6 protein-coding genes are annotated in these 3,925 nt (G+C 47.4%); 3 read left to right on the plus strand and 3 right to left on the minus strand.

Annotated features, from left to right (window positions below; genetic code table 11):
• From PX484_RS21885 to PX484_RS21895, 3 genes are all read right to left on the minus strand, one after another.
• On the minus strand, nucleotides 1–348 hold a 348-nt coding region (locus PX484_RS21885), incomplete at its 3' end, for a Gfo/Idh/MocA family protein (RefSeq protein WP_288105476.1).
• Between the two features lie 276 nt (nucleotides 349–624).
• The gene (locus PX484_RS21890; RefSeq protein ID WP_287668695.1) at nucleotides 625–900 is read right to left on the minus strand and encodes a hypothetical protein; all 276 of its coding nucleotides are present in this window, start codon (nucleotides 898–900) and stop codon (nucleotides 625–627) included.
• A 376-nt stretch (nucleotides 901–1,276) separates the two neighbouring features.
• Complete coding sequence (locus PX484_RS21895; protein ID WP_287668692.1) at nucleotides 1,277–1,837, minus strand: DciA family protein; 561 nt, start codon at nucleotides 1,835–1,837, stop codon at nucleotides 1,277–1,279.
• 217 nt (nucleotides 1,838–2,054) lie between these two features.
• Between PX484_RS21895 and PX484_RS21900 the strand changes: the two genes are divergently transcribed.
• From PX484_RS21900 to PX484_RS21910, 3 genes are all read left to right on the plus strand, one after another.
• Nucleotides 2,055–2,945, plus strand: coding sequence for a hypothetical protein (locus tag PX484_RS21900; RefSeq protein ID WP_287767444.1), 891 nt, complete (start codon nucleotides 2,055–2,057; stop codon nucleotides 2,943–2,945).
• A 22-nt stretch (nucleotides 2,946–2,967) separates the two neighbouring features.
• Entirely contained in the window at nucleotides 2,968–3,624 is a 657-nt protein-coding gene (locus PX484_RS21905; RefSeq protein WP_287767443.1) for a PspA/IM30 family protein, read from the plus strand.
• Between the two features lie 212 nt (nucleotides 3,625–3,836).
• A partial coding sequence (locus tag PX484_RS21910) for a PspA/IM30 family protein (protein WP_288105479.1) occupies nucleotides 3,837–3,925 on the plus strand: 89 nt, incomplete at its 3' end.

Here is a 3,925-nt window from a genome sequence, read left to right on the forward strand (position 1 = left end):
TAGGGTGATTAATTCTGCTGCTGCCGCTGGGTGGAAAGCCAGAGGATACTCGACGATAACGTGCTTACCAGATTTTAAGGCAGTACGGGCGATCGAGGCATGGGCCTGATTAACGTTGGCAATGACAATCAGATCGAGATCGGGATGGCTGGCAAGGCTTAGTGCCGAATCTAGGGCAGAAATTTGGTATTTTTGCGAGAAATTAGCGATCGATTCGGGACTATTACCGCTAACATACAGAAGCTGGGCGCGATCATCCGCTTGCAAGCTTTCAGCACGACGTTGAGCGGCGAACCCTGTGCCAACTATACCAATTTTTAGGGGACGATGAGAAGTCATCAGGGGCATTCTGGCGACATTAATTATCGGGAAGTGGGAATTATGAATTATGAATTATAAATTATGAATTGGAGAGATGGGAGTGGGGAGAACCACTTCGTGTGCCTTGCGGAGGGAGATGGGGAGAATCATCTCCTGACTCCTGCCTCTCGCCTTTCCTAGCTTTATTTTGGCAATTAACTCATCTATTATCTCAAAAATAGCGCTCGAAAAGATGTGGAGGGGTGAATTCATATTTTTAATGGGCAACGCCAATTTTTTGCTCCTGTTTAGGCCTCAGATCTTCTAAACTGCCGTCGGTTGTCGGGGAGCATGACGACGAGGGGAAACCACCACGGGAGTGGGCGACACCGTACAGGTTAATTCTAGAGACTGTTCTAAACTAACCACCCGATTGAGTTGTTGCCATTCAGTGCTAAAAGGAGGCATCGCTAGAGTGCAGGCTTTCCAATGAGCTTCGACGGGAACATCTAGTTGTTGACAAGTGCCACCGCGCCGACCTTGGGTTTGATAGTATCGGCAGTATCGACAGGAAGAAGTAAGAAAGTTTGCGGCTTGCATGGGTTGGCTTTAAAAGGAAGATGATTATAAGGAACTCAAAGGATGACTCTCTTTTCGCTCTGTGTAATATTGTCCTACCCTGCGCCAAGGGTATTTTCCTGACTAGCATAGCTAGAACTGATATGCCATATAGTTTCTAGTGATCCCCAAAAAAAATTTTATTTTTAGAATCTTTTAATAGTTACTTTGCAAAAAGCAGCACTGTCTCAAAACTGAAGAGTTAAACTCAGTTGTGGCCGAGGTTATTGGGTCTAGTATCAGCAATAACAGAACGGGGATCAAGCCTTAGCTCGATAGAATTGATGAATACAGGTTCAATTAAGACAGAAAAGATAGGCCTATTGATTCCCGACTCAAAACCACTCTTTCCACAATACTATAAAAAAATTGCATCTTTTACCCCGCCCGACTGGGCAAAACAAAAAGCACAACATTGCCAACGCTCAAGCTCTCCGGAGGGAGTGGGAGACTGACAACGAGGGCAAATTGGCCAGGATCGGGTTCTGTGAACTATTTTCTGGCTCCAACTCTCTAAACCGTCCAGTTGCTGGGGATTTTCTGGCGGTTTTTCCGGGGTGACATAACTAGGATGATCTCTGAGGGAATTAGGCGCGATCGCTTCTGGGGGAATTAACTGACTATCCTGCTGCCAACGGGCGGCAGAAAAGCGGATATCGCTCAGGGGAGTCTCTAACTGACTATTAAGCCGTTTTAATAAGCTATAGCGTTGTAAAGACAATTCCTGTGCTAAAGCGGCGCTACTGGTAGCCACCGATAAAACCCCACGACTCAGGGAAAAAGGCCGGGTTTGCTCCAGCAGACGGGGATTAACAATTTTTGCCCATAATTGCAGCACTTGCTCATAGTGGCGATATTCCTCCCAACCCGCCTGTTGAGTAATAACCGTCAAAATTTTGTCAAGAGAATGTAAAGACATAGGGAAAATCTAGGGAATGCCACGTTAGACTGGGACGAAAAAACCCCTAAGTAGCTGGTTATAATTAAATTAAAAATGGATTTTAGATTCGATCCCCCCTGCCCCCCTTGATAAGGGGGGTGCCGATCCCCCCTTAGTCCCCCCTTGATAAGGGGGGTTTCTGATAATTTTTAACGCCTACCTACTTAACTTTTCAGCATAACCCTATAATACCGTCATGAAATCCGATCGATCCCCATCCTCCCAAGATTTGCCTCTCTCGATCGTCCATCAACCCAGTTCAGCCATCGATCCCGCTCGGGAACCGGAATATCTCGAAGCTGCTGTCATTAACGTCTATCCCCCAGCTAAAGATGTCTTTTTTACCCCTTGGGGTATCCGGGCAATGGTGATCTTTTTAATTGCCAATAGTCTCCTCAGTCTCAATCAATGGTTAACCAGCACCACCCCCACCCCGAGGAAAGCTGAGAATTCCCCCCGCGAGCAGCACCAAAATAACTCCCGCCACCTCGATCGATTGATAGCGATCGCTCGTCCAGTACAGAAAACTCCTCAAACCAGTCTGAGCGTTAATATTCCCGCTCCTCCAGTTAAAACTAGCCCGATAACTAATATTACCGCCCCACCAGTGGTTCAGAGTCCCCCCACCGCTATCAATCCGACTAATGCCCTCTTACCCCCGAATCCGCCACCGTCCCTGATGCCGGCCCATCAATTACCCGTCAGTAAGATCGAGCAATCTTTACCCGTCTCCCCCCCGGACCCCAGTACCCCGCCCGTATCTTCCCTAGTTTCCGCACCACCGCCACCACCGCCCCAAGTCACCCCCGTCCCCTCTCCGGCGGTCATTAACGAACGAATGTTAGAGGAATTGCGCCAAAGAGAAGAATCACCCGCTAATTTACCCTTTTTTCAACGGGAAAAAGCCCGTCGCTTGGCCGATCAAAACCCACAGGATGCGGCGGAGTTAATGAAACAGTTACCGCCAGAATTACAAGCATCCCCTTCTCCCAGTAGTCCGCCACCTTCAGAAACAGTCAATCCCTCCCAGTCCCCCGTCCCTAGTTCTATCATTATTGATAGGAGCGGCACTTCGGTAAACTATTAGGGTTGGTATCGGGAGGACGGCAATGGGTTTGTTAGATCGCATGGGCCAAGCAATTCGCGCCCAAGTCAATAGTCTGATTCAGGAAAACCAAGATCCAGAAAAACTGCTGGAAAAGGCGATCTTGGAGATGGAAGGGGAATTGATACAAATGCGACAAGCCCTGGCGGCGGCCGTCGCTACCCAGAAACGTACCGAGCGCCAACGACAACAACAGGAAAAAGCGGCCCAAACTTGGCACGAACGCGCCCAATTAGCCCTAAATCACGGTAACGAAGAACTCGCCCGCCAAGCTCTCAGCCAATGGCAAACCTATCAAAGTCAGATCGCCCCCCTACAAATCTCCCTGCAACAACAGACGGCTATTATACAAAAATTAAAGAAAGAACTCTTGACAATTGAACGCAAATATGCTGAGATGAAAGCACAGAAAAGCCTTTATGTGGCCAGATTGCGATCAGCGAGTGCCAGTCAAAAAGCCCAAGAAATTATGGGCAGTTTGAACAGCAGTCAGATGGGAACTATTTTCGAGAAATTAGAAGCAAAAGTCCTAGAAGCCGAATCCCAAGCCGATTTAATCGGGTATAAAGACCCCTTAGAGCGACAATTCCAAGATTTGGAGGGACAAAAACAAATTGAAGCGGAATTACTCAAGTTAAAACAAGAAAACTTGGATGGGTGATAGGGAATTATAAATTATGAATTATGAATTATGAAGTAGGGTGTAGGGTGTGGGGAAAAAAAGCTGTCTCCTGACTCTTGACTGTTGACTCCTAACTCCTATCCCCTATCCTAGCTCCCGTGGTTTATATTAGAGAATGAGCCGTTAGGCAAGATGGGAAATTTTAAGAACAGTTAACTGATTTAGTACACACCGAGAGGAACAAGAGCGTCATGGGTTTATTCGATCGCCTTAGCCGAGTTGTCCGAGCTAACCTCAATGATATGGTGAGCAAGGCTGAAGATCCAGAAAAAATGCTGGA

It is taken from the genome of Microcystis sp. M49636_WE2, from assembly GCF_030065375.1.
Taxonomy (GTDB): Bacteria; Cyanobacteriota; Cyanobacteriia; order Cyanobacteriales; family Microcystaceae; genus Microcystis; species Microcystis aeruginosa_C.

Excerpts from the sequence above, each read along its gene's own strand:
- PX484_RS21900 (WP_287767444.1), top strand. The coding sequence starts at position 2,055 with ATGAAATCCGATCGATCCCCATCCTCCCAAGATTTGCCTCTCTCGATC.
- PX484_RS21890 (WP_287668695.1), bottom strand. The coding sequence starts at position 900 with ATGCAAGCCGCAAACTTTCTTACTTCTTCCTGTCGATACTGCCGATAC.
- PX484_RS21905 (WP_287767443.1), top strand. The coding sequence starts at position 2,968 with ATGGGTTTGTTAGATCGCATGGGCCAAGCAATTCGCGCCCAAGTCAAT.
- PX484_RS21895 (WP_287668692.1), bottom strand. The coding sequence starts at position 1,837 with ATGTCTTTACATTCTCTTGACAAAATTTTGACGGTTATTACTCAACAG.